The organism is Alcaligenes faecalis (assembly GCF_009497775.1).
GTDB classification, from domain to species: Bacteria; Pseudomonadota; Gammaproteobacteria; order Burkholderiales; family Burkholderiaceae_B; genus Alcaligenes; species Alcaligenes faecalis_D.
In genome coordinates, this window is sequence record NZ_CP031012.1 from 2,115,005 (window position 1) to 2,141,172 (window position 26,168).

The window sequence follows — 26,168 nt, forward strand, 5'->3', positions numbered from 1 at the left end:
AATGAACAAACTTGTTTTCGATCCGGCAGACCTGGAGCAATACCGGCTCCAGGCCTCGGTGGCTGATTTTGACGCTGAAATGGCCGCCTACAAGCAGGCCAGCGAACGGGCCCGTGCTGCCTTGGGCACCTGTTTCAGCACCCATGCTTACGGCGATGACCCGGCAGAAAAACTGGATGTTTATGCGGCCAGCCAGGCCGGTGCCCCGGTTTATCTGTTCATTCATGGTGGTTACTGGCGCATGTTGTCCAAGGACGACTCGGCCATGATGGCGCAAAGCCTGCATGCCGCCGGTGCCACGGTGATTTGCCTGGACTACGGCCTGGCTCCGGCTTACCGCTTGCCGCAGATCGTGGCGCAATGCGAACGCGCCTTGCAGTGGGTTCACGCTCACGCAGCGCAATTTAATGGCGACCCGCAGCGTATTCATATTAGTGGCAGCTCGGCAGGGGGCCATTTAAGCGGCATGTTGCTGGCGGCCGATGCCCAACGTGAACAGCGTCTGATCCACAGCGCCAGCATTCTTAGCGGCGTGATGGATTTGCATCCCATCTTGCAGACCGTCGTGAATGACTGGCTGCAGCTGGACGAAGAACAGGCCCAACGTTACAGCCCGGCCTTGCATCCACCCGCGCAGGGAGTTCCCGTGCTGGTGGCCTGGGGCGCACTGGAACCGGCCGTCATGCAAGAACAAAGCCGTCACTACGCCCGGCAATGCGAGTTGGCGGGCTGCCTGGTGCAGAGCATGGCCGTGCCAAACCGTAATCATTTCAACGTCTTGATGGATCTGGAACAGAGCGACAGCGCATTGACACTGGCCGTGTTGCAGACCATGAATCGTCATACCCAGGAGGAGAGACTATGACACAAGCAACTTCCCACTCCACCCAAACCGCGTGCTTTGAGCCCCGCCGTCTGGGCCACGTCAACCTGTGGGTTGATGAACTACAACGCGGTGAAGATTTTTACAGCCAGGTCTGCGGCCTGAAAGTGGAATTTACCGAACCTGATCTGGTGGCCACTTTTTTGGGTACCGGCCACACGCCTCATGACCTGGGCATGATGGAAACGACCAAAGGCGTGAATCGCTATGGCCGCGATGGTCTGCTGCAACTGCCCGGAACAATCGGCCTGAAACCCGGCCTGAATCACCTGGCCTGGGAGCTGGAGAGCGAGGCTGAACTGGTTTCGGGCTGGAAACGCGCCAAAGAACAGGGGCGCGACATTGATATGACGGTAGACCACCAGGTCGCCCATAGCGTCTATATGTTTGACCCCGATGGCAACTACAACGAGTTCTACTGCGACACCATTAAAGACTGGCGCAGCGTGCTGGGTGGCCCCATGGAATTGCTGACCAGCCGCTGGGACCCTGAAGGTCAGGAACCCTTTACCGAAGGCCGCTACGATTCCGCCCCGACTCTGGAAACCGTGGCCGACGCCCCGGTGCAACCCCGCCGCGTCACCCACGCCGTATTGCGTACCGCCCAACTGGACGCCATGCGCCGCTTCTACACCGACGTCGGTGGTCTGGAAGTGGTTTATGAAAACGAACACGTTGTCTACTTGCGTGCCGGTCTGGCCAATTATGATTACAGCCTGATCCTGGTCCGTGACGAAGAAGCCTCCTTCTCGCATGGCAGTTTCGAGCTGGCCAGCGTCCAGGATCTGGAACAAACACTGGAGCGCCTGAAAGCCCAAAACATCACTCCCGTTCACGATGTAAATCTGCCCTGGAAGCGCGCTTTCTTCTTGCGTGATCCCGACGGTTTGCTCAGCGAGTGGTACGTAACTCTGGCTGGCAACCGGGTTCTGGATAGCAATCACTCTTTGCCTTTGTGGGCGCAAGTTTAAGGAAACGAGCATGTCAGATAAAAAACTAAGTGCCTTGATCGCAGGCGGTGGCCTGGGTGGTCTGGCAACCGCCGCCGCTTTGGCGCAACGCGGTTGGGATGTCACCGTGCTGGAGCGCCAGTCTGAATTGCGCGCCAATGGCTCCGGTATCTATATCTGGGAAAACGGCCTGCGCGTTCTGAAAGCCCTGGGAGCTTACGAGCAAGCGATTGAAGGCGCTTTCTACGGTAGCCACTTTGAGCAGCGCGATCTGAATAATGAAGTCATCGATTGCGGTCCCACGCCACCCGATCGTCGTCTGATTACCGTGATGCGCTCGCAACTGCTGAAATCGCTGGAGCAAGCCGGCAAGCGCGCAGGCGTGAAAGTTCGCACCAATGTCGAAGTCATTGCCGCCAGCGCACGCGGGGAAGTTCAACTGGCCTCGGGCGAGCGTCTGCGTGCTGATCTGGTCGTGGGTGCCGATGGCATCTGGTCGCGCATCCGCCAATCTCTGGGTCTGGAACTGGTGCACGAACAAACCCGTGAAGGAGCCTTGCGCACCATGATCGAGCGCAAGCCGGGCGACACCGATGAACAAGATGCTCAAAAATACATCGAAAACTGGAACGGTCTGCATCGCTTGCTGATTACACCCGTCAGCGAAACCCAAACCTATCTGGCCCTGACTTGCCCGCATGACGACATACGCGCCAGCAATACCCAGATCGACAAGGAATACTGGTCCGCCTTGTTCCCGCATTGGGCGCACCTGATTGAACGTGCAGATGGCCCGGTCAGCTGGGGCCGTTACAGTGTGACGCGTTGCAAAACCTGGTCCAGTGGACGCACGGCGATTCTGGGCGACGCCGCCCACGCTCAACCGCCAAACCTGGGGCAGGGTGGGGGCATGGCCATGCAAAATGGTCTGGCTCTGGCCACCTTCCTGGAACAGGTGCAGGATGCGCGCGATATCCCCGAAGCCCTGGAAGCCTGGGAAAACAATGAACGCGAGATTGTGGAGCACTGCCAGAAGTGGTCCTGTCTGTATGGCGAGATCAGTGCCTTGCCCGATGCCGTGCGTACGCAGGTCGTGCGTTCTGCCATGGCCAATCCCTGGAGCTACGCGCAGATTTTCCGCGCCGCCAGTCACACGCCTACGGGAACCGTCCAAGCAGAGCTCTGCTAGTATACTGACGGTCCGCTTGTCGCTCCGGTTTCATGGGGCGACAAGCGCAGGACTGACTCTCCCAAGGCATTATGAGCAAAACTCCCGTCTCCATCCCTGACAGCAGTGTAGAAACCAATCTGGCCTTCCAAATGGCCAACATTATCTACAAGCTGGACCAAACCCTGAGATCGACCACCCTGCGTGAGCACAATATGACCTATGTGCACTTCCGGGTCTTGCAGTACCTGTGGGATAAAGACGGGCGCAGCATCGGGGAAATTGCCAAGGCCATTGTGGTGCATCAGCCGGTCTTGAGCCGGGTGATTGACCAGATGGAAGAGCGTGAATTGGTGCAGCGCCGCACGGATGAAAACGACAGCCGCTATATGCGCGTGTACCTGAGCGAAACGGGCCGTGAGCGCTATGCGCAAGTCTGGCCCGCCGCCAAGGAAATGATTGATGATGCGCTGTCCGTGCTCAATCCGAATGAGCGCGAGGACCTGGGCCGCATGCTGCGCAATGTCGCCACCCATCTGGCAACCTGAATCACGCTTTAGTTCTTGGCCTGCCCCGGTAGATTGGCCCGAATCAGACGACCCGCAATGGAATCGGTATGGGGCAGATCGGGCAGGGCATCACCAGGGCCAAACCAGCGCGCATCATTGATCTCGTCAGCCTGAATGCGCAAATCGCCACCGGCATACTCGGCGGTATAAGCCACCATCAACGAATGCGGGAAAGGCCAGGACTGGCTGCCGAAATACTGGATATTGTCCACGCGCAGCCCCACTTCCTCCATGACCTCGCGGTGAATGGCTTCTTCCAGGTTTTCTCCAGCTTCTACAAAACCGGCCAGGGCGGTGTAGCGCGCCGTTGCATAAGTGGAGTGGCTGGCCAGCAAGATACGATCCTTGTCGCGGATCAGCACCATCATGGCCGGGGAGATTCGGGGATAGGCCGAGAAGCCACAGGAAGTGCAGCGAAAACACAGCTCATGCTTCACTCGCTCCATGGCCGAGCCACACACACCACAGTAACGATGGCTGCGCGCCCATTCCGAAACTTGAAACGCCCGGTTCACAATACTGGCTTGATCGCCCAGCTGCGACAGTACTCCGCGCAAGTGGCGGAAGATAAAGCCATCCGGAGCCGGAGTCTCTGCCGCTACGTGGCAGGCAAAATCCTGACAATCGTCGCCCGGGAAAAGGGCATGCCATTGCGCCGGCGCTAAATCCAGCGCGGGTTTGGCGGGAATCAAGGCTTGTCCTTCTTGGCTGCTGACCAATATTTCATTTCCACGAAAAATGAAATTCATGTGTTTCCTGTCCTTTAATAAGCCGCCTAAGAGCAGCACAGCGCTGGCTATTGTACGGGAAGGGCGAAGGCGAAAAAAAGCAGAAAAAAACACAAGGAGCCGAGGAGAGCATCCAGACCAGGCGCAGAAAAAGCCGCCGTTTTAAAACCAGAAACACAAGTGTCAAAAAGATGACGGTTTACATGGCCTTGTCGAGAAAATCCCAGGACAAAACTGGCAAGCCGCCTAATTAGCAGACAGATAATTAAGTATGAATTTATTTAAAACCAGCGATTCGTTTTTAAACTTTTAAAAGCAGATTCATTATTTATAAAAACCATTTCTTATTTTTGTTTTATTTTTTTGTTTTAAAAATCGCTATTTTATTTTTATATATTAAGGCAGCTTATAAAGTGTCTGTATTTATTCCTGGCTTTACTAGACCACTTTCAAAAAAAACAGTAGCAGGGAGTTTGGAGCTGTTCAGAAAAAGCCCACAAAAAAACCGCCTGGCCTGAGCAAGACGGTTTTCTTGAAAAAACCGCATAAAACCTGGGGTTTAAGACGGTTTAAGCAGACAGCAACTGAAGAAAAAACAGCTAGCAGGCAAAAAAATACGCTGCTGGCTGGTTTTACTCGATGTTTTGGGTCTGTTCGCGCAGCTGCTCAATACACAGCTTCAAGTCGATAGAGGCACGCGTCATGTCCATGCTGCCTGCCTTGGAGCCCAAGGTATTAGCCTCACGGTTCATCTCCTGGAACAGGAAGTCCAGACGCTTGCCGGTACTGCCTTGGCGTGTGCTTTTCTTGTTGGACGCCACACTGGTATCGCCGTTCAAAATCAGCTCCAGCTCGGTCAAATGCGAACGCAGACGGGCGAGTTCCTCGGCCACATCAATACGCAGGGAGAAAACGGCCGCTTCCTGAGCGACGCGGGCAGACAGCTCTTCGCCCGAAATCAGGGCAAAACCGTCCGGGCTGGCTTGCAGCAAGGCGTCATGCAGACGAGTAGCAATCTTGTTCTTTTGCTCCGTCAGGATCGAGGGCAGGTGCTGCTCGACTTCATCCACAATGGCGCTCATGTCCTGGCGAATATCCAGCATGGCTTGGGCCAGACGCTGGCCTTCACGCTCTCGGGTCGCCTGAAAATCCTGCAAGGCCGCCTCGAAAGCCTGGCTGATCATGGGCAGCCAGACTTCGGGGTCCATGCCCGAATTATTGCCGCTTTGATTGCTCAACAAGGTATGCAGCTCGGGCGCAGGCAGGTCAGGGATGGCAACACGTGCGACTTGCAGCATCTGTGCCGTGCGCTCCACCGCTTCCATATCCAGGCTGCGTTGCTGATCCGTGCCGCTGCGGGCAAAGTTGACCCGCAATTCCAGCTTGCCGCGCTGCACGCCCTGGGCGGCCAGCTCGCGCAGCAGATTCTCCGCAAAGCGCAGTTCCTCGGGCAAACGCAGATTCAGGTCCAGAAAGCGGTTGTTGACGCTGCGCATCTCGATATTGATGGTGCCTGCTTCGGACTCGGCCTTGGCGCTGCCAAACGCGGTCATGCTACGGATCATGGGTGGGTCACTTTAAGAATGGAATAAAGCCGCCAATTGTACTCTCAGGTCCCGGCTTTGGCCGCGCCTCTTGCCGCGACAAAGCTCTATACTTTAGGCATTCAAGGCCTCCAAGGGCCGATTTTTTTATCATCACTAAGGGCAGTCATGCTACGAATCCTGCATACAGCCGATTGGCAAATAGGTCGCCAGTACTCGCGTTTCGAGCTGGAGGACGCGGCCGCCCTGGCTGAGGCGCGTTTCAAGGCGATCGAAAAGCTGGCCGCGCTGGCTACAGAACATCGTGCCGATCTGATTGTGGTGGCAGGCGACGTCTTTGATTCGCAGACCCTGAGCGATCGCAATCTGCGCCGCAGTTTCAATGCCATGGCGGGTTTCACCGGCCCCTGGCTGCTCCTGCCCGGCAACCATGACGCGGCCTTGAGCGAAAGCGTCTGGACACGCGCCCGCCGCTTGAACTGCATTCCCGATTACGTGCATGTGCTTGATACACCGGCGCTTTTTCTGCTGGATAGCCTGAAACTTGCGGTCCTGCCCGCGCCTTTGACGCAACGTCAGACCTATCAGGACTTGAGCGACTGGTTCGATCAGGCCGAAAGCCCGGCAGGCTACTGGCGTCTGGGTTTGGCACACGGCAGCGTCAGCGGGGTGCTGGAGCATCTGGATAGCCATAATCTGATTGATCAGAACCGCGTACAGCGCGCCAAACTGGACTATCTGGCGCTGGGCGACTGGCACGGCACCGTCAAAATCAACGAACGCTGTTACTACAGCGGCACACCCGAGCCGGACCGCTTTCGGGATAACGATTCCGGCCAGGCCTTGCTGGTGGAAATCAGCGAGCCGGGCGCAACGCCTGTGGTTCAAGCCTTGCCGGTTGCACAGCACCCTTGGCGCAGCATCCAGCAGCATTTGAATGACGACACGGATCTGGACCTGCTGGAGCGGGATTTGAATGCCTTGACCGATCAAAGCGTGGTGGAGCTGGAGCTGTCTGGCCAACTGAGCCTGAGCGGTTTTGAGCGTCTGGAGAGCATTCTGGGACAGGCCCAAGCCCGTTGCCGCGCCTGGGATTGCCAGCGCGAGGCCTTGCGTCTGGCGCCTTCTGAAGAAGATCTGGACGCCTTGCAAGCCGATGGTTATCTGCAGGCTGCACTGAAACAATTGCAGGAGCTGCGTCACGGCAGCCAGCAGCAAGCCGCTGAAGATGCCTTGCTAATTCTGGCCGGTTTGCTGCGCGATAAGGAAGGTGGTCATGCACCTTAAGTCCCTGCGCGTAGAGCAATTCAAGCGCTTTCGCCAGCCCGTCTCACTGGACAAGCTGGAACCGGGCCTGAACATCATCAGCGCCCCGAACGAGGCCGGTAAAAGTACCTTGGCCGAAGCCCTGCGCACGGTGTTTTTCGAGCGCTATGGCACGGGCAGCCTGACAAAAATCCTGCCTTGGGGCGATTCCTCGGCCGCACCGGAAATCGAGCTGAATTTCAGCCTGAACGGCCAGGACATGCGCCTGAGCAAGCGTTTCCTGAAGCGCAAGCGCTGCGATTTATACATCGGCAATCAGCACCTGGACAATGACGAGGCCGAGCAATACCTGGCCCAGCAAATGGGCTTTGAGTACGCCGCCAAAGGCAGCAGTCAGGCCCGTAACTGGGGCGTGCCTGGCCTTTTGTGGATCGAGCAAGGGCAGGGCCAGGACCTGCGCAGCTCGGTTGAACACGCCAGCGGCACCTTGCAGCAGGCTTTGGGTAGCGAAATTGCCGATCTGACCAGTGCAGACGGAGATTATCTGATCGAACAGGCCCAGCAACAGCTGGACCAATATGTGACTCAGGCTCAAGGACAGCCTCGCGGCGTCTGGCTGGCAGCGCAGAAAGAAGCCAAGGAGCTGGAAGAACAGTTACAGAGCCAGCAATCCGCCTTGCAGCAGTACCAGCAATGGGTGGACGAACTGGCGCAGGCCCGCAAGCAAATTGCCAATGCGGAGGCTAACCGCCCTTGGGAACAGTTGCGTGAGCAGGCCAAGCAAGTACAGGTTCAGTTGCTTCAAGCCCGTCAATTACAGGAACGTGCCAAGGAGCTGCAACAAGCGCTGACCATGCTGGCAGAGCGTGAAAAGCTCTATCAGCAAGCTGGGGAACGCGACCAGGAATGGGCCAGCCAACGCAGCCAGCGTGCCGAGCAGGTGAAATCCTTGGTCGCCAAGCTGGAGCAAGAGCAGGGCACACTCAACAACCTGAACCAGCGCCTGGAGCTGGCCCGCAGCCATAAAGACGCCAGCCAGCAGGAACAGGAACGCGCCCGCACCTGGCAACAATGGTTTCAGGATCAAGCCAGCTTTGAAGGCACGCAGCAACAATTGCAACAGGTGCAAGGGCAGTTGGAAGAGCTGGGCAAGCTGGAAACCCAGCTGGCACAATGCGGTGCCGCCTTGGTGCAGCTGAAAATAAACGACGAGGCACTGGATCAGCTACGCCAACAGCACCAGCTTATTCAACGCTTGCAGCACCAGCTGGAGACGATTTCCACCGAATTGCAGATCGAACTGCAAGACGGAGCCAGCCTGCTGCTGGATGGCGAATCCATTCAAGGCCAGCACCGGGCTCACCTTAGTGCCAGCACCCTGATTGAGCTACCCGGAATGGGCCAGCTACGCATCATTCCCGGTGGTCGCGACCTGGGTAAAGTGCAGCAGCAATTGGCGCAAACCCAGCAAGAATACGCACAAGCGCTTGGCCAACTGGGCGGGAAAAGCCTGGAAGAGCTGGAGCGCCGCCGCGAGCAATATCGGGAACAAGAGCAGCAAGACCGACTGTTACGCAGCTCCATGAAAGCGCTGGCCCCGCAAGGCAAAGCGCATTTGCAAGGTCTGGCTCAGGCCGCTCAACAACGCATCGCACCGCAACGTCCACAAGGCGAAGCCATCGAGGCCTCGGAGCTGGGCCGTATCGCCCAAGCCGCCACCATGGCCGAGCAACAGTACCGTGCGCTGGAAAGCGACTGGCATGATGCCCGCGAAGCCGTCGCCCGCACCCAGACCCGTCTGGAACAGGCCCAGGCTGAAGCCAATAGCCTGGAACAGCAATGGGCTGACCCGCAACGCCAGCAAGCGCAGCAGGAGCGCGAACAGCAGTGGGGGCAATTACGCCTGCAACGCGAGCAGCAACTGGCTGATCAAAAGGCGTTGGAAGCCGAACTGGCCGCCTTGCCCGTCTCGGTTCTGGAGCAGGACCTGCAACGTTTGGAGCGCAGCGCCCAGCAGCAGGAGCAAAGCTATAACGAGGCCCGTCTGGCCGCCCAACTGGTGCAAACCAAGCTGGAAACCCACGGAGCGCAAGGTCTGGAAGAACAAATCGACCAGACCTCACTACGTCTGCACGATTGCCAACGCCGTTGTGCCACTTACGAGCGCCGTGTCGCGGCCCTGCGCCTCTTGCTGACCGTTCTGCGAGAGCAACGCAACGCCTTGACCCAGCAATTGCACGAGCCTCTACAAAAGCACATCAACCACTATCTGCGCCTGCTTCTGGGCAAGGCACGGGTGGAGCTGGACGAGTATCTGGCCCCTCGCTGGCTGCAACGCGATAGCGGGCAGGGGTTAGCTGACGATATTGATGGCCTGAGCTTTGGCGCACGCGAGCAAATCGGCCTGATTGCCCGTCTGGCCTATGCGGATTTGCTGCAACAGGCAGGCCGTCCTACCTTGCTGATTCTGGATGACGTGCTGGTCCACAGTGACAACGATCGCCTGGGGGCCATGAAGCGCATTATTCACGACGCCGCCCAGCGCCATCAGATCCTGCTTTTCACCTGCCAGGCCGATAAGTGGATGGACATGGGTGTTGCGCTACGGCCCGTCCCGCAAGGCGTACAATAGGCGTTTTGAATTTTGTCCGGAGTCCAGCCTTGTCTGAAAACGCTACGATTGCACGCCCCTCGGGTCGATCCGCTGCACAATGCCGTCCTATCGAACTGGTGACCGGTTTTACCCGTCACGCCGAAGGCTCGGTACTGATCCGCTTGGGTGAAACCCATGTTCTGTGCAATGCCAGCGTGCTCGACAAAGTTCCTCCCTTTCTGAAAGGCAAGGAACAGGGCTGGGTCACGGCGGAATACGGCATGTTGCCTCGTTCCACGCACACTCGCTCGGACCGTGAAGCCGCCCGTGGCAAACAAAATGGCCGCACTCAGGAAATCCAGCGTCTGATCGGCCGCAGCCTGCGCGCCGTCTTCGATCTGAAAGCTCTGGGCGAGCGCACCATTCACATTGACTGCGACGTGCTGCAAGCCGACGGCGGCACCCGCTGCGCCAGCATCACGGGCGCCTGGGTTGCAGCCAGCCTGGCCGTACGTAGCCTGCAAGAGCAGGGCAAGCTGCAAGCCTCGCCCATTCTGGATCAACTGGCGGCCGTCTCGGTTGGTGTGTTTGAATCCAACCCTGTGCTGGATCTGGACTATCTGGAAGACTCCGCCTGCGGCGTGGACATGAATATCGTCATGACAGGCAGCGGCAATCTGGTGGAAGTGCAGGGCACGGCCGAAGGCCAGACCTTTGCGCGTCCCACCTTGAACCGCTTGCTGGATCTGGCCGAGCAGGGCATTGCCGAGCTGATGCAAGCCCAGAAACAAGCCTTGCAGGGCTGATCACGATGAAACGGGTCTGTCCTGCTCCCTGCGCGATACCGCCAGGCAGCGGGACAAACCTCTATTGGGACGCCGTCCCATGCAGCACACACTGCCTGGCACGGCGCCTTGCCATTTTTACTGAACAGGGCGCTTTGCCGCCTGCAGCGACTTATGAACACTGAATCCAAGCGTGTAGTCCTGGCCTCCAACAATGCCGGCAAGCTCAAGGAGTTTTCCGCCATCCTGGCCCAGGCCGGTATCAGCATGGTTCCGCAAGGCCAATTGAACATTCCCGAGGCCGAGGAACCCTTTGCCACTTTTATCGAGAATGCGCTGGCCAAGGCTCGTCATGCCAGCCAGCTAAGCGGCTTGCCCGCCTTGGCCGATGACTCCGGCCTCTGTGTGCGCGCCCTGGACGAAGCCCCCGGCGTGTACTCCGCGCGCTTTGCCGCCCGCGAACTGGGCGGAGAAAAGTCCGACTCTGCCAATAACGCCTTGCTGGTCCAGCGTCTGCAAGGACAAAGCGACCGCCGCGCCTGTTATGTGGCCGTTCTGGTGTATGTGCGCCATGCCCAGGACCCACGGCCCATCGTGATTGAAGGCGTCTGGGAAGGGGAGATTCAGGATCAGCCCGCTGGCGAGCACGGCTTTGGCTACGACCCCCACTTTTATCTGCCCGAGCTCCAGCAAACCGCGGCACAGCTCTCGCCGGAAGTGAAGAACAGGTACAGCCACCGGGCGCAAGCCATGCAAGCCTTGTTGACCCGTCTGGCCGCCGAGTAAAAACATGACTGTTTTCTCTCCCGAGGTGCGCATCCGGCCTGGTTCCGGGCCTGCCACTCTGCTGCCCAGCCTGCCGCCCCTGTCCGTCTACGTGCACGTGCCCTGGTGTGTGCGCAAATGCCCGTACTGTGACTTCAACTCACACGAAGCACCGGCTGAACTGCCCGAAAACGAGTATCTGGACGCCTTGCAGGCCGATCTGGAACAAACCCTGCCGCTGGTCTGGGGCAGACAGGTAATCTCCGTGTTTATCGGTGGTGGCACGCCCAGCCTGCTGTCGGCCCAGGCGCTGGACCGCATGCTGGCCTTGCTGCGTTCCCATCTGAACCTGTTACCCGACGCAGAAATCACGCTCGAAGCCAATCCCGGTGCCTCGGAAGCCTCGCGCTTCATGGATTTTGCGCAAAGTGGCGTGAACCGAATTTCCTTGGGTATCCAGAGCTTTAACGATGAAGCCCTGCAAGCACTGGGCCGCATTCACGATAGCCTGCAAGCACGGCAAGCCATTGAAGCGGCCATGAAGGCCGTGGACCGTGTGAACCTGGATGTCATGTACGCCTTGCCGGGCCAGACGCCTGCGCAATCCGAGCAGGACATTTTGCAGGCCATGTCTTATGAGACAGAGCACTTGTCGCTCTACCATTTGACGCTGGAACCCAATACTGTCTTCGCCAAATACCCACCCGCCTTGCCCGATGACGACGATAGCGCCGCCATGCAGGACCGCCTGATCGAGCTGACCGCCAGCCGTGGCTGGAACCAGTACGAGATCTCGGCCTACAGCAAGCGCGGTGGTCATAGCCGCCACAACCTGAATTACTGGGAGTTTGGCGACTATATCGGCATAGGCCCAGGGGCCCACGGCAAGCTGTCCTTTCATGACCGCATTATCCGTACCGCCACCACCCGCAGCCCGGCGCAATGGATGCAGAACGCCATCAAGCGCGACGGCAGCCACTATGCGCACAATGCCCGCGTCACGCCCAAGGACTTGCCCTTTGAGTTCATGCTGAACGTGCTGCGCCTGAAAGAGGGTGTCCCCTCGCAGTACTTCCAGGAGCGCACCGGTGTGCCGCTGGTGCAGATCCTGCCCGTGATCAAGCGCAATATCGAGAAAGGTTTGCTGGCTTCCGATCCGGTTCGTATTCGAACCACGGATTTAGGCTGGCGATTCTTAAATGATTTACAGGAAGCATTCCTTCCTGATGAAGGTTCCTGACATTTAATTGTTTATTTAAGACATTTTTTATTGTGCATCTGCACAATTGCTCTACAATTAATTTCTGGTAAGTCCTATGCCATAACTACTTTATCGGTATTGCGCTGTTTGGATCAGATTCAGTTGCAATCCCGATAAACGTAATTAAGACCTGCCGTAGTGGGTTACACAATGATCCGCGCCACTCCTCCTCACTTTTTGTTAACGTCATTGACGCTGGAGTAACCATGTCCTCCCCCGAAGATGTTCTGAAGATCATCGCCGAACGCGAAATCACGTTTGTCGATTTCCGCTTTACCGATACCCTGGGCCGTGAGCACCACTTGACCACCCCCGCACACGCGGTGGACGAGGATCGCTTTGAGTCTGGTGTCGCCTTTGACGGCTCTTCCTTGCCTGGCTGGAAAGGAATTGAAGCCTCGGACATGTTGCTCATCCCGGACGCCAAAACCGCCCGTATGGACCCGTTCCGTGAAGAGCCCACCCTGATTCTGACCTGCGATGTGGTCGAGCCTTCCGATCTGAAAGGTTACGACCGCGACCCACGTTCGCTGGCCAAGCGTGCTGAAGCCTACCTGCGCTCCAGCGGTTTGGGCGATACCGCGTACTTTGGTCCCGAGCCAGAATTCTTCGTGTTCGACGGTATTACCTGGAACGACGATATGTCGGGCAGCTTCGTGAAGATTCGCTCCGACGAAGCTCCCTGGTCGCGTGGTCTGGAACTCAATGGCAACAACCTGGGTCACCGTCCTGGCGTCAAAGGCGGTTACGTTCCTGTTTCGCCTACCGACTCCTTTGCAGACCTGCGCTCCGAAATGTGTTTGCTGCTGGAACAGCAGGGCGTTCCTGTTGAAATCCACCACCACGAAGTGGCAGCCCCCGGCCAGCTGGAAATCGGTACTCGCTTCTCGACCCTGGTCGAGCGCGCAGACTGGAACCAGATCATGAAGTACACCATCCATAACGTGGCTCACGTGTATGGCAAAACGGCTACTTTCATGCCCAAGCCTGTGGTCGGTGACAACGGTTCCGGCATGCACGTGCACCAGTCCATCTGGAAAGACGGCCAGAACTTGTTTGCCGGTAACGAATACGCCGGTCTGTCCGAGTTCGCGCTGTTCTACATTGGCGGCATCATCAAGCACGCCCGTGCCCTGAACGCCATCACCAACCCCACGACCAACTCCTACAAGCGTCTGGTTCCGCATTTTGAAGCTCCGGTCAAACTGGCGTACTCCGCCCGTAACCGTTCGGCTTCGATCCGCATTCCTTACGTCAGCAACCCCAAGGCACGTCGTGTGGAAGCCCGCTTCCCCGATCCAATGGCCAACCCATACCTGGCTTTCTCGGCCTTGATGATGGCTGGTCTGGACGGTGTGCAGAACAAGATTCACCCCGGCGATGCAGCCGACAAGAACTTGTACGATCTGCCACCCGAAGAAGATGCAAAAATCCCAACCGTTTGTGTGTCGCTGGAACAAGCGATCGAGTCCCTGGACAAAGATCGCGAATTCCTGACCCGTGGCGGTGTGTTCAGCAATGAAATGCTGGACGCCTTCATCGAGCTGAAACAAGCCGAAATCACTCGTCTGCGTATGGTTCCGCATCCGGTCGAATTCGACATGTACTACAGCCTGTAAGATCGAAGGCGCTGGCTTTGGCCAGTACGATCCAAAAGAGCGGCTTTCGAGCCGCTCTTTTTATTCTGCCCTCGGACGATTACCATACGCAGTCACCCACCCCTTATCGTCATGGAAGTAAAGATGGACCTGGTTTTTCAATGGAAAAGGCTGGACGATCTGTCCACGCGGGAAATGTACACAATCATCCAGGCGCGCGAAGCGGTGTTTGTGGTGGAGCAGGAGTGTGCTTACCAGGATGTGGACGGCCTGGATCTGGATTCCTGGCATTTGTCCATACTCAAGGACGGCGAACTGGCTGCGTATGCCCGTGTTGTTGAACCTGGCTTCAAGTATGAAGAGCCTTCCATTGGCCGTGTCCTGACCCTGGCCAAGTTCCGCAGCCTGAAAATCGGCTATGCGCTGGTGGCTGAGGCGATCCGTTTTACGGAAGCCCGCTATCCTGGCGCAGGCATACGCATTGGCGCACAAGCGCATTTGCAGAAGTTCTACGGTTCTTTAGGGTTTGAACCTGTGGGCGAAATCTACGACGAGGACGGCATTCCTCATATTGATATGGTCAAAGCGGCCGTCATTGCTTGATAAAGCCTACTGCTCACTCGACCCAGGCAAGGTAAAAATATCAGTTTGCGCCTTCAGATACTCGATCAAGGCACGTGCCGAGTTCGACAAATGCCGTCTATGCGTATACGCCAGTACCAGACGCAAAGGGGCGGGAGGCAAGGGCAGGGGAACCGAGACCAGACGCCCTTGGGCAATCTCTTTTTCACATCCTTGCTGCACCAGAATCGCAAAACCCAGCCCTTTAACCGCAGCGGCTCCTGCCAGCAAGCCGCTATTCACACAAAAACGGCTGGGGACATTCAGAATTTGAAAGCGACCATCGGGTAAGACAAACTGCCAGGCCTGGCCATCCAAAGCCGTGTCAGTCGTAATGCAGGGCAAATGCTCCAACTCTTCCAGACTGCTGGGCATGCCGTATTGCTCGATCAAAGCAGGCGCGGCCACAACCTGACAATCAAAAGAGCACAACTCCTGCACCACCAGGCTGCTGTCCGGCAACGCACCCCGGCACATCAGTAAAGCCAGATCAAAATCCTGCGTCAGCACACCTGGGCCTTCCAGATTGGTCTGACAATGCAGCTCCAGATCCGGATGTTGCGCCGCAAAATCCGCCAGAACACCCCCCAATAAAAACGGCCCCACCTCGGAGGGGATGCAAATCCGCAAGCGTCCCGACAAACGGGTACGCTGATCCAGTAAATCCTGTTCGGCCTGCTTTAACGCTCCCCACCAGGGCTGCACGGTATCGAACAAGCCTTGGCCCACGCTGGTCAGGCGCAATTGCCGGGAACTGCGTTCCAGCAAACGCTGGCCAATCTGCCGCTCCAGTTGCGCCACATAGCGGCTGACATTTGAGGTGGGCAAATCCAGCACCTGGGCGGCGGCCGTAAAACTACCGCTTTCAGCGACCTGGACAAAAACCCGCAAGGCATTCAGATTCAGCTGGGAAGTCATGGAATTATCCCGGTTTTGATAATTTAATATTCAAATTATAGAGACTACATATCAAAACCGCGAAAAATTAGGCTAGAGGCTTCTTTCTTTATACGTATCGCCATGTCTGACTCTGAAGTGTTACGCCCCCGACTGCGTGCCCGTGCCGTGTCTTTTATCCAGTTTGTTCATGCTCTGGAATTCATGGCCTTGACGCCTTTATTTGTCTGGATGGCAGTGGACTTTGATGTTCCTGCTACCTACGCCGGATATGCCGCCTCTGCCTATATGGGAGCCGCCGCTTTATCGGGCGTACTGGCTGCTCGCTGGATGCACCGGGCAGCGTTAAAGCCATTACTGTTGCTGGCTCTGGTTCTTCTGGCTGTGCTCACGGCTTTGGGCGCTGTCAGCTCTGAATTTGGGCTGTTTATCCTGTTGCGTCTGGGGGCCGGTTTGCTGGGTGGTTTTTTGATGAGCGCCGCCCTGACTTTGCTGCTGAACGGCATGAGTGCCGAACAACGGACCGACGCAATTGCGATTGTGGTCAGCGCATTTGCCCTGGTCAGCATCGCCGGAATGCCTGCGACCTTGTTCATCGCCGTCGAAATGGGCTGGCGTATCGCCTTGCTGGTTCTGGCTGGGCTCAGCCTCCTGGCCTGCCTGATCGCGTACTTTTACTTGCCGAATCAAGCCTCAAGCAATGTCAAACCCGAGTTCACCGCCTTGGGCAAAGCTGCCTGGTCCTGGCTAGGCCTGCCTGCCATTGCACAAGCTGGTTCTTTATTGCTGATTCCCGTCTTGATCCCCGTGCTGGCTCTGCGCTACGGCACGCAACTGTCTGAAATGCCGCTGGTTTTCATCCTGGGCGGAGTTGCCGCCTTGCTGGCCTCACGCCTATCCGCCTTGGGGATCAAGAAATGGGGGGAAGCCTTCACGGCTGATATTGGGACTTTCCTGCTACTGGCCGCCTTGCTCGTACTGGCGACAGGCTGGGGTTCCGCCCTGGGCTTCATGATTCTGTTCATGGCAGGCAGCTATACCCGGCTGGTTTGTGCCAGCGCCGCCAGCGCCAGCTATCCCACGCCAGCCCAGCGTGGCCGCTTCATGGCTTTGCAAACCACGGGCAACCACATCGCCAGTTTCATCGCTTTGGCAACCCCGTCCCTGATTCTAGGGAATCAGGAAATCTCCAACACCGCTCTGAACGCCTTGCTGATACTGACCGCCTGCGTGGCTCTGGCTTTGCCTTTAATGATGCGCTTTGTCGCTATAAGGCCTGCGTCAGCAATGAACAAACCAGCAGGCTGAACGCCACAATCAGGAAACTCCTGCGGCGGGCTCACCACGCAAAAAGGCCTGAGCCCGCTGTGCCATGATGGCTTCGCGACGAATGAAGTCCGCCACAAAATCATTCACTGGACGATGGTGCAAGCTGTAGGGCGTATCCCACTGGATGATCTTGCCAGCCTGCATCACGCCAATACGATCAGCAATCGCAAACGCTTCGGCCTGGTTATGGGTCACCAGAATCGCGGTAATGCCTGCGCTTTTCAGGATATCGCGCACCTCAAACGCCAAGCGCTCGCGGGTATCCACGTCCAGATTGGAAAAAGGTTCATCCAGCAACAGCAGGGAAGGTTTGGGAGCCAAGGCCCGTGCCAAGGCCACGCGTTGTTGCTGACCACCCGACAATTCATGCGGATAGCGCTGCGCCAAACGAGCCAGGTCCACCAGTTCCAGCATTTCCAGCACTCGTGCCTGACGCTGGGTTTTATCCCATTTACGCAGACCGAACGCCACGTTCTTTTCTACCGTCAGGTGAGGAAAGAGGGCGTAATCCTGGAACATCATGCCCACATGACGATCTTCCGGCGGCACTTGCTGAGACACAGCTGACAAGACACGGCCATTCAATAGAATATGCCCGGCCCGCAAAGGCTCGAAACCGGCAATCGCCCGCAAAACCGTCGTCTTGCCACAGCCCGATGCGCCTAGCAGACAGCCAATTTCCCCTTGGGGCAAATGCAGGCTGAGCTGGTCAACAACTGGCCGAAAGCCTTCGGACGTTTCGTAAGACAGGGTAATTGCCTGCAAATCCAGAAAATCGTTCATGATGCGCGTGGGCCAGAGGCCATCAATTGAGTACGTGCCAATAAAATAACGGGGATCAAACCGGCCAGAACAATGGCCAGGGCAGCAACCGCGCCTTCCTCATACGTCCCGCGAGCCGCTTCCGCATACAGCCAGGTTGCCAAGGTCTCGAAATTCATCGGACGCAGCAACAAGGTTGCGGGCAGCTCCTTCATGGCATCAACAAAAATAAGCAGGGCAGCCGCGCCCATGGCGGGACGCAGCAAGGGCAAGTGCACACGTTTCAGCGTGCCCGCCGGGGTTTCACCCAATAAACGGGAAGCCTGCTCCAAGGAGGCGGGGATACGCGCCAGCCCGGCTTCAATACCGCCAATTGAGATCGCCAGAAAACGCAGGGTATAGGCCAACACCAGAGCCAGCGTTGAACCCATCAGGAACAAACCTGTTGCCGAGACCCCCAACCAGGACATGACTTGATTGTAGAAAGAGTCAAACATGACCAAAGGCGTCAACAGGCCAATTGCCAGCACGGTGCCCGGAATGGCATAACCCAGACTACTGACACCGGCCAGAAAGCGGGTCAGACGCGGTTTGCGTCCCGAACGTACTGCACGAGCCGCCCAGGCGACGACCAGACCACAAGAAAGCGTCGCAATGGTTGCCAGAGCAGCTATATACAAGGTGTTCCAGGCGCTGCTCAGTAATTGCGCCGACACACCGCCAGCCAGGCTCACATGCTTGATCGTCTCGTTCAACAAGTACAGAGACGGAGCCACAAAACCCACCAGCACAGGCGCCACACCCAAAGCAATGGCAATACAGGCAGCCGAGCCTTTCAGCCGGGTAGGTCGAATGGGTTCGGAGCGTTGATTACTGGAATAGGCTTGGCGACGGCGACCATAACGCTCGATGCTGATCAGCGCCGCCACCAGACAGAGCATGGATACGGCAATTTGTGCTGCGCCTGCCAGGTCCGAGCGCGTCACCCAGGTGGTGTAGATGGACACCGTCAGGGTCTGCACACCCAGAAACTCGGAAGCACCAATATCATTCAGCGTTTCCAGCAAGGCCAAGCTGACACCCACTGCAATCGCAGGGCGGGCCATCGGCAACACGACACGGAAAAACACGCTGCGACCCGATTCACCCATAATGCGGGCGGCCTCCAGCAAACTGGCCGATTGCGTGGCAAACATGGCGCGCGTGCTCAGATACACATACGGGTAGAGCACCGACCCCAGCAGGAAGATCGCACCACCCAAGGAGCGCAGATCCGGCAAACGGAATTCACGTGGGCTGCTATAGCCTAAGACATAGCGAATGGCAGACTGAATCGGGCCGATCGGATGCAGCAAATCCAGATACGCAAAGGCCACGATATAGGTCGGCACTGCCAAGGGCAGCAACAAAGCCCATTGCAGGACCCGTCGTCCGGGAAACTCGTAGGCCGTAATCAGCCAGGCTGATCCCACTCCCAGACAGCTCACCACCACACCTACCCCCAAGAGCAACAGCAAGGTATTGCTCATGGCTTGGGGCAGAACGAACTGGAACAGATGCGACCAGTGCTCGGTCGAGCCGCCTAAGGCGTAGGTCAGCAAGGTAATCACAGGCGCTGCCACGATCAGGGCAATCACAGCAGCAGCCAGGGACCAAAAGGGCAGACGACGAAAAAAGGGCATTATGAAAGGCTAGGTATTACAGGCGCTTAAATGCGCGACGACCGCCACTCTGATTTCTCAAAGCTGGCGGTCGTAGAAAAAGAGTAGGGCGATTTTAGTTGTCGAAGCCAACTTTATCTACCAACTCGCTGGCTTGCTTGCGATGTTTGGCGATTTCAGTCAGTGGCAAGGGATCAATCGTCATGGGGCCGAAGCTGGCAACCACAGGGTCCAGCTCAACACCGGCACGTACGGGGTATTCGTAGTTGGCCTTGGCGTACAGGCTCTGGGCTTTCTCGGAAACCAGATACTCCAGCAGTTTGACGGCGTTGTCTTTATTAGGGGAGTGCTTGGCTACAGCGGCACCGGAGATATTCACGTGTGTGCCACCGCCCTTGGTGTCGGCAAAGGTAGGACGCACTACATTGATGGCTTCACCCCATTTGTAGGCATCGCTACCGGGTTCGGAGTTCTTCATGCGGCCCACGTAGTAGGCGTTGGCGATACCTACATCACAAATACCGCCCAGAATGTCGCGGGCTACATCGCGATCACCGCCGGCTGCCTTGCGGCCCAGATTGTCTTTCACGCCACGCAACCATTGTTCGGTCGCTTCTGCGCCGTTATGGGCAATCATGGCGGCGACCAAAGCCGTGTTGTAAGGGTGCTGGCCGGAACGGATACACACCTTGCCTTTCCATTTGGGATCAGCGAAATCTTCGTAGTGAATGCTTTTCACATCCACGTCCTTGGCAATATAGGCCACACGATCACGCAGGGACAGGGAATACCACTGCTTGTCTGCACCACGCAGATTGGCAGGAATGGCACCGTCCAGGGTCGCGGACTCAACGGGCTGGGTAATACCGGCTTCAACCAGATCCAGCAAATTGCCAATGTCCACTGTCATCAGAATGTCGGCAGGGGACTTGTCGCCTTCGGTCTTCACGCGCTCGATCAGGCCGTCTTTCACAAACACGGTATTGACCTTCACGCCCGTGTCCTTGCTGAAGGTTTCCAGCAGAGGAGTGATCAGACCAGGTTCGCGAGTGGTGTAGAGGTTGACCTCGCCAGAGGCAAAAGCCGCCACCGACATAGTGCCCATTGCGGACAGAAGCAAAGCTTGGGTCAGGGCACGGCTACGAAGAGTAAAGCGCATTATCAACACTCCAAAACAGGCAGAAATAGCGTAAAAACCGACTGGAAGCCAGCAAATGTGAATGATTATCAAACGTATGCAGAAACTAGGCAAGCGCTAATTAGCGGCCAGGCGCTTCAATCCTCATCTTTCACGGTGAAATCCCTTTCAAAACAGGAAAATCGCGGCTTCCAAAACTTAATGGTTAGTCCTGATTGCGATCAAATCGTATTGATGAATGAGCATGGATTTACCTTGGGAACTCGGTACAATGGGCAAATATTTGCTTACTGATCCGGGCAATGTTGCCCCTTTAGACGACAACTACCATGGCAGCTTTCAATACCGAACAAGTGCTCAGCGTCCACCACTGGAATGACACTCTGTTCTCATTTACCACCACCCGCGACGCCGCCCTGCGTTTTCATAATGGGCACTTTGTAATGATCGGTCTGGAAGTCGATGGCAAGCCGCTGATGCGCGCTTACAGTATCGCCAGCGCCAACTACGAAGAAAACCTGGAATTTCTCAGCATCAAGGTACAGGACGGTCCATTGACCTCGCGCCTGCAACACCTGAAAGAGGGCGACACCATTCTGGTCAGCCGCAAACCCGTTGGCACGCTGGTCATTGACGATCTGCGCGCAGGCCGCAATCTGTTCCTGTTTGGCACCGGCACCGGCCTGGCTCCTTTCATGAGCATCATCAAGGACCCCGACACCTACGAGCGTTTTGAAAAGGTGGTACTGGTTCACGGCGTGCGTTTCGTCAGCGAACTGGCGTACTCGGATTTCATCCAGAACGAACTGCCAGCCAACGAATACTTTGGTGAAGTGGTACGCGAAAAACTGCTGTATTACCCCACCGTCACCCGCGAAGAGTTCCGCAATACCGGCCGCATTACCGACCTGATCGAGACTGGCAAGTTGTGCGAAGACCTGGGCATTCCTCAACTGGACCCGGCTCAGGATCGCGCCATGCTTTGCGGCAGCCCCGCCATGCTGGCCGATATCAGCGCCATGCTCGATAAGCGCGGTTTTGAAGTGTCGCCCGGTGTAGGTCAGCCCGGTGACTACGTGATTGAACGCGCCTTCGTGGAAAAATAATCACGCCAAGATCTGTTAATTTTAGCTATAGGCGCTTAAACTCTGATAGTACAACACTCATCAGAGGTTTCTTATGACTAAGCAAGTTGTCTTCACCGATGCCGCTCCGGCAGCTGTAGGCCCATACTCTCAGGCCATTATCGCTTCGGGCGGCAAGACAGTATTTCTGTCTGGCCAAATCGGTCTGGAGCCTGCCACTGGCGAACTGGTATCTGAAAATTTTGAAGGTCAGGTACGTCAGGCATTTGCCAATCTGGAAGCTGTGGTCAAAGAAGCTGGCGCCAATCTCAGCGACATCGTCAAACTGACTTTGTTTTTGACAGATCTGTCCCGCTTTGCCAGCGCCAATGCCATCATGGCCGAACTGATTCCCCAGCCTTTCCCCGCACGCTCCACCATCGGTGTGGCCAGCTTGCCCAAAGGCGCTCAGTTCGAGGTCGAGGCCATCCTCAATTTCTAAAGACGTATTGCCATGACCGCAGGTCGGCCTGCGCCTCAGGCCAAACGGGCTGCGCCACGCAAAGCGCTCAGTCTGGACCAGAAGTTTGAAAAGCTCGGCCTACGAGAGCCTGCCGACTTCGTGGTCCATCTTCCTTTGCGCTACGAGGACGAGACTCAGGTCGAGCCCATCGCCCATCTTTACCCCGGCAAGATGGCGCAAATTGAAGGACAAATCCTCAGTACGGATGTCCAGGCTCGTCCCCGTGCGCAGTTGCATGCACGTATTGCCGATGAAAGTGGCGAGCTGGCCTTGCGCTGGCTGCACTTTTACCCCAGCCAGCTCAAGCAGTTGCAGGGGGATTTGCCGCTGCGAGTGCGCGGCGAAGTGCGCCAGGGCTTTCATGGCCTGGAAATGGTGCATCCCAAAGTCACCAAAGCCGGCCAGCCCCTGGCCCGCGCCTTGACCCCTGTTTATCCCACTACCGATGGCTTGAGCCAGGTACAACTGCGCAAAGCCATTGCGGATGCGCTCAACAATGCGGACCTGCGCGACACCCTACCTGAAGAAGTGCGTACCGAATATGGTCTGATGCCTTTTAACGAGGCTATCCGGCTCTTGCATTACCCGCCGCCTGAGCTCAGCTACGACGATTTGTTTGAACACGGCCATCCGGCCTGGAGCCGCATCAAGTTTGATGAATTGCTGGCTCAACAATTGTCCTTGGCCCAAGCTCGCGCCGCCCGTCAGGCTCAACGCGCCAAGCCCATGCGTGAGGGCAATAGTGATCTGGCCAAAGCCTTGCTGGCCTCTTTACCCTTCAAGTTAACGGCAGCTCAGAAACGCTGCGTCAAGGAAATCAGCGCGGACATGAAGCGCTCGTATCCCATGCACCGGCTGTTGCAGGGAGATGTGGGCAGCGGCAAAACCATTGTGTCGGCCATTGCCGCCGTGCAAGCAATTGCCAGCGGTTTTCAAGTGGCCCTGATGGCACCTACTGAAATTCTGGCCGAGCAGCACTATCTGAAAATGCGCGCCTGGCTGGAGCCTTTGGGCGTAGAGCTGGCCTGGCTAAGCGGCAGTTTGGGCGTCAAAGCTAAACGTCTGGCTTATGAAGCCATCAGCTCCGGCCAAGCCAGACTGGCCATCGGCACTCAGGCCCTGATTCAGGACAATGTGCAGTTCCAGCAATTGGGTTTGGTGATTCTGGATGAACAACACCGCTTTGGTGTTGGTCAACGTCTGGAACTGAACCGCAAAGGGGATGCGCAGGACAAGAAAGGTCAGGCCTACTTGCCGCATCAGCTCAATATGAGTGCCACGCCCATCCCGCGCACTTTGGCCATGGCTTTCTTTGCGGATCTGGATGTCTCCGCTATTGACGAACTGCCGCCGGGCCGCAGTCCCATCATTACCAAACTGGCTGCTGACAATCGCCGGGATGAAATCATGGCGCGCGTTCGAGCCGAAGTCGCTCAAGGTCGTCAGGCCTACTGGGTCTGCCCCTTGGTCGAAGAAAGCGAAGCGCTGCAACTACAAACCGCCGTGGATACCCATGCCGCTCTGGAACAAGCCTTGGCCCCTTTGCGGGTAGGCCTGATTCACGGCCGTCTGTCCTCCACGGAAAAAGCGGAGGTCATGGAGGCTTTTCGCAGCGGTAATCTAGACGTGCTGGTTGCGACCACCGTGATTGAAGTTGGTGTAGACGTGCCCAACGCTTCTTTAATGATTATTGAACATGCCGAGCGCTTTGGTCTGGCCCAGCTTCACCAGTTGCGTGGCCGGGTAGGGCGAGGACAGATTCAGTCTGTCTGTGTGCTGCTTTATCAGGCACCGCTGTCAGCCATCGCCCGGCTACGTTTGCGCGCCATGTATGAAACCACCGATGGTTTTGAAATTGCCCGCCGCGATCTGGAACAACGCGGGCCGGGTGAATTCATGGGCATGCGCCAATCCGGACAGGCAGGCTTGCGTTTTGCCAGCCTGGAGTCCGATGAGGATTTGATCGAGCAGGCCCAAACATTGGCCAGCACCTTTCGCCGTGATTATCCAGACCACGCTCACCACCATTTACAGCGCTGGATGAAGGGCCGGGAAGAATTACTCCGTAGTTAACCCAAGGTCTTAATGCTGTTTTGCACAAGGAATTGTCATGACATTGACCGAGCTGAAGTACATCGTTGCCGTAGCACGCGAGCGTCATTTTGGCCGTGCTGCCGAAGCCTGCTTTGTTAGCCAACCGACCCTGTCGGTGGCCATCAAGAAGTTGGAAGACGAATTGGGCGTGGTCATCTTCGAGCGTGGCGGGCCCGAAGTGGCTATTACCCCCATTGGGCTGCGCATTGTCACCCAGGCACAGAAAGTGCTGGAAGAGGGTGCCAACCTGCGCGAGATTGCCCGCCAGGGTCACGATCCTTTGGCAGGCCCCTTGCGTGTCGGCATTATTTACACGGTGGCACCGTACCTGCTGCCCAAGCTCGTTCCCAAACAGATCGAGCTGACCCCGCAAATGCCACTTTTATTGCAAGAAAACTTTACCGTGCGTCTGCTGGAACTGCTGCGCCAGGGTGAGATTGATTGCGCCATTGTGGCCCTGCCTTTGCCCGAAACCGGCCTGGTCATCCGCGAGCTGTACGACGAGCCTTTTGTGGTGGCTATGCCCCATGAACATGCCTGGGCCAAGCGCAAGGAAATCGATCCTGAACAGTTGAAAGATCAGACCATGCTGCTGCTTGGCGCCGGTCATTGTTTCCGCGATCAGGTGCTGGATGTATGCCCGGAACTGTCGCGCTTTTCCGCGTCCAGCGAAGGCATACAGCGCACCTTTGAAGGCTCTTCGCTGGAAACCATCCGTCATATGGTGGCCACCGGCATCGGTCTGACTGTCCTGCCAGCCAGCTCCCTGACAGCCCCCGGTCAGGCCAATGAACTGCTGGCCTATGTCCCCTTCAAGAAACCCATTCCAGATCGTCGCATTGCCTTGGTCTGGCGCAAAAGTTTTCCACGTATCTCGGCCATTGATGCCTTGACCCGTGGGATCATGGAAAGTGGGTTAGCTGGGGTCAACTACTTAAAAGTCGAATACAACAGCAATTTCCCGTATCCTGAACTAGCGTAAGTCGCACACCTACTGCGTGTTATTCTGCTTCAGTACCTATTTAGCCCTCTGTTCAACAGGAGTCCACTATGGCAAAAGCCGTGAAAGCAGTGAGTAAAACCGCCAAGGTCAGCAAGGCCGAAGAAGCCCCAAACACTGATACCAAGGTCGCAGTTGCAGCCGATGTAAAGGCTGAACCTAAACCGGCAGCCGCCAAGGCCCCCGCCAAAAAAGTGACCGCTAAAAAGGCCGTCGCCAAAAAGCCTGCCACCGCAGCCAAAGCGCCCGCCAAGGCAGCCGCTAAACCCGCTGCGAAGCCTGCTGCCAAACCAGCCGCTGCTCGCAAGCCTGCCGCGACCAAGCCCATTGCACCTGCCAGCGCCGCCAGCAGCGCACTGAAGATTGATATCGGTATTTCGACGGCAGACCGTGCTGCTGTGGTGAAAGAGCTGTCCAAGGTACTGGCCGACTCCTACACCGTGTACCTGATGACGCACAACTTCCACTGGAACGTCACCGGCCCCATGTTCAAGACACTGCATGAGCTGTTCATGACGCAGTACACCGAACTGTGGCAAGCCCTGGATGACATCGCTGAGCGTATCCGCGCCCTGGGTCACTACGCCCCTGGCACCTACGCCGAATTCCAGAAGCTGTCCTCCATCACCCAGCCTGCTTCCGTGCCTAACGCCACCACCATGATCGAACTGCTGGTCAAGGGTAACGAAGCCCTGGCTCGTACCGCACGCGCCGCTTTTGATCGTGCCGACTCGGCCGACGACCAGCCTACCGCTGACTTGTTGACCCAGCGTCTGGACGTGCACGAGAAAAATGCATGGATGCTGCGCAGCCTGCTGCAGTAATTTCCGTCTTATCGCCATCAAATAGCGATAAAAAAAGGCCACCAAGCGGTGGCCTTTCCTATTCCTCCTATAGAAAACCCTGAATTCAGGCGCAAGGCAGGCATAAAGCCCTGTTATCGGTGTATGCTTTCCTGCATATTCACGG

Annotated in this window: 23 protein-coding genes; 17 read left to right on the forward strand and 6 right to left on the reverse strand. The window is 56.9% G+C overall.

Going from position 1 to position 26,168, the window contains the following annotated elements:
• Position 1 precedes the first annotated feature (1 nt).
• The 4 genes from DUD43_RS09895 (at position 2) to DUD43_RS09910 (ending at position 3,549) form a co-directional block, all read left to right on the forward strand.
• Positions 2-865: an alpha/beta hydrolase gene (locus DUD43_RS09895; RefSeq protein ID WP_153230155.1), complete on the forward strand. Its 864-nt coding sequence runs from the start codon at positions 2-4 to the stop codon at positions 863-865.
• Complete coding sequence (locus DUD43_RS09900) at positions 862-1,854, forward strand: VOC family protein (RefSeq protein WP_153230156.1); 993 nt, start codon at positions 862-864, stop codon at positions 1,852-1,854. The genes DUD43_RS09895 and DUD43_RS09900 overlap by 4 nt, the downstream gene beginning before the upstream one ends.
• 10 nt (positions 1,855-1,864) lie before the next feature.
• Positions 1,865-3,022, forward strand: a complete 1,158-nt coding sequence (locus DUD43_RS09905) for an FAD-dependent monooxygenase (protein WP_153230157.1) — start codon at positions 1,865-1,867, stop codon at positions 3,020-3,022.
• A 71-nt stretch (positions 3,023-3,093) separates the two neighbouring features.
• Complete coding sequence (locus DUD43_RS09910) at positions 3,094-3,549, forward strand: MarR family winged helix-turn-helix transcriptional regulator (protein ID WP_153230158.1); 456 nt, start codon at positions 3,094-3,096, stop codon at positions 3,547-3,549.
• A gap of 8 nt (positions 3,550-3,557) precedes the next feature.
• On the opposite strand, the gene nudC is transcribed toward DUD43_RS09910, so the two are convergent.
• Positions 3,558-4,319: an NAD(+) diphosphatase gene (nudC, locus tag DUD43_RS09915; protein WP_153230159.1), complete on the reverse strand. Its 762-nt coding sequence runs from the start codon at positions 4,317-4,319 to the stop codon at positions 3,558-3,560.
• Between the two features lie 611 nt (positions 4,320-4,930).
• The gene (locus tag DUD43_RS09920) at positions 4,931-5,863 is read right to left on the reverse strand and encodes a YicC/YloC family endoribonuclease (RefSeq protein WP_063690191.1); all 933 of its coding nucleotides are present in this window, start codon (positions 5,861-5,863) and stop codon (positions 4,931-4,933) included.
• Positions 5,864-6,010: 147 nt separating this feature from the next.
• On the opposite strand from DUD43_RS09920, the gene DUD43_RS09925 reads away from it, so the two are divergent.
• From DUD43_RS09925 to DUD43_RS09955, 7 genes are all read left to right on the forward strand, one after another.
• A complete protein-coding gene (locus DUD43_RS09925) occupies positions 6,011-7,129 on the forward strand; it encodes a metallophosphoesterase family protein (protein ID WP_153230160.1) in 1,119 nt (372 codons plus the stop codon).
• Positions 7,119-9,740 (forward strand): AAA family ATPase, encoded by a 2,622-nt coding sequence (locus DUD43_RS09930; protein ID WP_153230161.1) that lies wholly within the window; start codon positions 7,119-7,121, stop codon positions 9,738-9,740. The genes DUD43_RS09925 and DUD43_RS09930 overlap by 11 nt, the downstream gene beginning before the upstream one ends.
• 29 nt (positions 9,741-9,769) lie before the next feature.
• Positions 9,770-10,507 (forward strand): ribonuclease PH, encoded by a 738-nt coding sequence (rph, locus tag DUD43_RS09935; RefSeq protein ID WP_026482596.1) that lies wholly within the window; start codon positions 9,770-9,772, stop codon positions 10,505-10,507.
• A 153-nt stretch (positions 10,508-10,660) separates the two neighbouring features.
• Positions 10,661-11,272 carry an RdgB/HAM1 family non-canonical purine NTP pyrophosphatase gene (gene rdgB, locus DUD43_RS09940; protein ID WP_153230162.1) on the forward strand — a complete coding sequence of 204 codons (612 nt, stop codon included), beginning with the start codon at positions 10,661-10,663 and terminating at the stop codon, positions 11,270-11,272.
• Between the two features lie 4 nt (positions 11,273-11,276).
• A complete protein-coding gene (gene hemW / locus DUD43_RS09945; protein ID WP_194273374.1) occupies positions 11,277-12,491 on the forward strand; it encodes a radical SAM family heme chaperone HemW in 1,215 nt (404 codons plus the stop codon).
• Between the two features lie 227 nt (positions 12,492-12,718).
• Entirely contained in the window at positions 12,719-14,131 is a 1,413-nt protein-coding gene (gene glnA, locus DUD43_RS09950; RefSeq protein WP_153230163.1) for a type I glutamate--ammonia ligase, read from the forward strand.
• A 123-nt stretch (positions 14,132-14,254) separates the two neighbouring features.
• Complete coding sequence (locus DUD43_RS09955) at positions 14,255-14,713, forward strand: GNAT family N-acetyltransferase (protein ID WP_153230164.1); 459 nt, start codon at positions 14,255-14,257, stop codon at positions 14,711-14,713.
• A 6-nt stretch (positions 14,714-14,719) separates the two neighbouring features.
• Here DUD43_RS09955 and DUD43_RS09960 read toward each other — a convergent pair whose 3' ends face one another.
• Positions 14,720-15,649, reverse strand: a complete 930-nt coding sequence (locus DUD43_RS09960) for a LysR family transcriptional regulator (RefSeq protein WP_153230165.1) — start codon at positions 15,647-15,649, stop codon at positions 14,720-14,722.
• Between the two features lie 102 nt (positions 15,650-15,751).
• Here DUD43_RS09960 and DUD43_RS09965 point away from each other — a divergent pair, with 102 nt between their 5' ends.
• Positions 15,752-16,936 carry an MFS transporter gene (locus tag DUD43_RS09965; protein ID WP_153230166.1) on the forward strand — a complete coding sequence of 395 codons (1,185 nt, stop codon included), beginning with the start codon at positions 15,752-15,754 and terminating at the stop codon, positions 16,934-16,936.
• A gap of 9 nt (positions 16,937-16,945) precedes the next feature.
• Here the strand turns inward: DUD43_RS09965 and DUD43_RS09970 are convergent, their stop codons facing one another.
• The 3 genes from DUD43_RS09970 to DUD43_RS09980 all read right to left on the reverse strand — a co-directional run bounded on the left by DUD43_RS09970 (position 16,946) and on the right by DUD43_RS09980 (position 20,539).
• On the reverse strand, positions 16,946-17,740 hold the full coding sequence (locus tag DUD43_RS09970) for an ABC transporter ATP-binding protein (RefSeq protein ID WP_153230167.1): 795 nt from the start codon (positions 17,738-17,740) through the stop codon (positions 16,946-16,948).
• The gene (locus DUD43_RS09975; RefSeq protein WP_153230168.1) at positions 17,737-19,401 is read right to left on the reverse strand and encodes an ABC transporter permease; all 1,665 of its coding nucleotides are present in this window, start codon (positions 19,399-19,401) and stop codon (positions 17,737-17,739) included. The genes DUD43_RS09970 and DUD43_RS09975 overlap by 4 nt, the downstream gene beginning before the upstream one ends.
• 94 nt (positions 19,402-19,495) lie before the next feature.
• Positions 19,496-20,539: a Fe(3+) ABC transporter substrate-binding protein gene (locus DUD43_RS09980; RefSeq protein WP_153230169.1), complete on the reverse strand. Its 1,044-nt coding sequence runs from the start codon at positions 20,537-20,539 to the stop codon at positions 19,496-19,498.
• Positions 20,540-20,847: 308 nt separating this feature from the next.
• Between DUD43_RS09980 and DUD43_RS09985 the strand changes: the two genes are divergently transcribed.
• The 5 genes from DUD43_RS09985 (at position 20,848) to DUD43_RS10005 (ending at position 26,023) form a co-directional block, all read left to right on the forward strand.
• Entirely contained in the window at positions 20,848-21,624 is a 777-nt protein-coding gene (locus DUD43_RS09985; protein ID WP_153230170.1) for a ferredoxin--NADP reductase, read from the forward strand.
• A 73-nt stretch (positions 21,625-21,697) separates the two neighbouring features.
• On the forward strand, positions 21,698-22,084 hold the full coding sequence (locus tag DUD43_RS09990; RefSeq protein WP_026482586.1) for a Rid family detoxifying hydrolase: 387 nt from the start codon (positions 21,698-21,700) through the stop codon (positions 22,082-22,084).
• Between the two features lie 12 nt (positions 22,085-22,096).
• The gene (gene recG / locus DUD43_RS09995) at positions 22,097-24,178 is read left to right on the forward strand and encodes an ATP-dependent DNA helicase RecG (RefSeq protein ID WP_153230171.1); all 2,082 of its coding nucleotides are present in this window, start codon (positions 22,097-22,099) and stop codon (positions 24,176-24,178) included.
• A gap of 37 nt (positions 24,179-24,215) precedes the next feature.
• On the forward strand, positions 24,216-25,181 hold the full coding sequence (locus tag DUD43_RS10000; protein ID WP_042480603.1) for a LysR substrate-binding domain-containing protein: 966 nt from the start codon (positions 24,216-24,218) through the stop codon (positions 25,179-25,181).
• 344 nt (positions 25,182-25,525) lie between these two features.
• A complete protein-coding gene (locus tag DUD43_RS10005; RefSeq protein ID WP_153231594.1) occupies positions 25,526-26,023 on the forward strand; it encodes a Dps family protein in 498 nt (165 codons plus the stop codon).
• Positions 26,024-26,168: the final 145 nt, after the last annotated feature.

Bases quoted from the DNA above. Each gene is read 5' to 3' on its own strand.
- DUD43_RS10000 (WP_042480603.1), top strand. From the start codon at position 24,216: ATGACATTGACCGAGCTGAAGTACATCGTTGCCGTAGCACGCGAGCGT.
- DUD43_RS09985 (WP_153230170.1), top strand. From the start codon at position 20,848: ATGGCAGCTTTCAATACCGAACAAGTGCTCAGCGTCCACCACTGGAAT.
- nudC (WP_153230159.1), bottom strand. From the start codon at position 4,319: ATGAATTTCATTTTTCGTGGAAATGAAATATTGGTCAGCAGCCAAGAA.
- DUD43_RS09970 (WP_153230167.1), bottom strand. From the start codon at position 17,740: ATGAACGATTTTCTGGATTTGCAGGCAATTACCCTGTCTTACGAAACG.
- DUD43_RS09925 (WP_153230160.1), top strand. From the start codon at position 6,011: ATGCTACGAATCCTGCATACAGCCGATTGGCAAATAGGTCGCCAGTAC.
- recG (WP_153230171.1), top strand. From the start codon at position 22,097: ATGACCGCAGGTCGGCCTGCGCCTCAGGCCAAACGGGCTGCGCCACGC.
- DUD43_RS09920 (WP_063690191.1), bottom strand. From the start codon at position 5,863: ATGATCCGTAGCATGACCGCGTTTGGCAGCGCCAAGGCCGAGTCCGAA.
- DUD43_RS09955 (WP_153230164.1), top strand. From the start codon at position 14,255: ATGGACCTGGTTTTTCAATGGAAAAGGCTGGACGATCTGTCCACGCGG.
- DUD43_RS09910 (WP_153230158.1), top strand. From the start codon at position 3,094: ATGAGCAAAACTCCCGTCTCCATCCCTGACAGCAGTGTAGAAACCAAT.
- DUD43_RS09975 (WP_153230168.1), bottom strand. From the start codon at position 19,401: ATGCCCTTTTTTCGTCGTCTGCCCTTTTGGTCCCTGGCTGCTGCTGTG.
- DUD43_RS09980 (WP_153230169.1), bottom strand. From the start codon at position 20,539: ATGCGCTTTACTCTTCGTAGCCGTGCCCTGACCCAAGCTTTGCTTCTG.
- hemW (WP_194273374.1), top strand. From the start codon at position 11,277: ATGACTGTTTTCTCTCCCGAGGTGCGCATCCGGCCTGGTTCCGGGCCT.
- DUD43_RS09930 (WP_153230161.1), top strand. From the start codon at position 7,119: ATGCACCTTAAGTCCCTGCGCGTAGAGCAATTCAAGCGCTTTCGCCAG.
- DUD43_RS09990 (WP_026482586.1), top strand. From the start codon at position 21,698: ATGACTAAGCAAGTTGTCTTCACCGATGCCGCTCCGGCAGCTGTAGGC.
- DUD43_RS09895 (WP_153230155.1), top strand. From the start codon at position 2: ATGAACAAACTTGTTTTCGATCCGGCAGACCTGGAGCAATACCGGCTC.
- DUD43_RS09960 (WP_153230165.1), bottom strand. From the start codon at position 15,649: ATGACTTCCCAGCTGAATCTGAATGCCTTGCGGGTTTTTGTCCAGGTC.
- glnA (WP_153230163.1), top strand. From the start codon at position 12,719: ATGTCCTCCCCCGAAGATGTTCTGAAGATCATCGCCGAACGCGAAATC.
- DUD43_RS09905 (WP_153230157.1), top strand. From the start codon at position 1,865: ATGTCAGATAAAAAACTAAGTGCCTTGATCGCAGGCGGTGGCCTGGGT.
- DUD43_RS09965 (WP_153230166.1), top strand. From the start codon at position 15,752: ATGTCTGACTCTGAAGTGTTACGCCCCCGACTGCGTGCCCGTGCCGTG.
- DUD43_RS09900 (WP_153230156.1), top strand. From the start codon at position 862: ATGACACAAGCAACTTCCCACTCCACCCAAACCGCGTGCTTTGAGCCC.
- rdgB (WP_153230162.1), top strand. From the start codon at position 10,661: ATGAACACTGAATCCAAGCGTGTAGTCCTGGCCTCCAACAATGCCGGC.